The 542-nt window shown below is 57.2% G+C and carries 1 protein-coding gene; it reads left to right on the top strand.

Going from position 1 to position 542, the window contains the following annotated elements; all coding sequences use genetic code 11:
- The first annotated feature begins 234 nt into the window (after positions 1 to 234).
- Entirely contained in the window at positions 235 to 366 is a 132-nt protein-coding gene (locus tag AC1DVK_RS27170) for a hypothetical protein (RefSeq protein WP_477627854.1), read from the top strand.
- Positions 367 to 542: the final 176 nt, after the last annotated feature.

The following is a 542-nucleotide window of genomic DNA, read 5'->3' as shown; positions in this document are numbered from 1 at the left end:
GAAGTGCTGTAGGTGAGCGTTATCCGTGCGCGCAGAATGTCGGCCGCAATTCGAGCCGTGGAATGGGTGGGTCTATCTCGAATTCGGGTAGCAAAGCAGGTAGTCAGCCCGTGGCGGCGAACAGGACGAGTGGTCTACAAACTCAAGAGGAGTAGGGCACACTCGTGTGCAGCAGAAGGCCATCGAATTTACTTGGGGAGACCACAGACAACCAAGTCGCTAGAAGGTCTCACCATGTATGACGAGAAGTTGATGGTCCTGCGCCCTTTCTTACCAACTGGCAGGCTTTCTCACGCCGAATTTGCCGGGAAGGCAGCGATTCCAAGGGATTCTGCACCTGGTCTCGGTAGAAGGCAGCGGCCATGAGTGAGCTCAAGCAGCGCCGACGCACACAAACTCCGATTCCAAAGGCGGGTCAAGCCCGCGTTCCGCTACGCACGCAACCATCCGCGAAGCCCCAACATTCGGTGTGGGACGACGCATCTCGACATAACATCGCAGCTCCAAGGAGCGCGGCCACCTTACGATGGAAGGGTTTCGTT

The organism is Peribacillus sp. P4_B1, assembly GCF_056402395.1.
Note: the sequence above shows the minus strand (reverse complement) of the source record. Positions and strands in the feature narration are given on the sequence as shown.

What these genes read in the sequence shown, in the direction of transcription:
- AC1DVK_RS27170 (WP_477627854.1), top strand. Translation starts at nt 235, where the DNA reads ATGTATGACGAGAAGTTGATGGTCCTGCGCCCTTTCTTACCAACTGGC.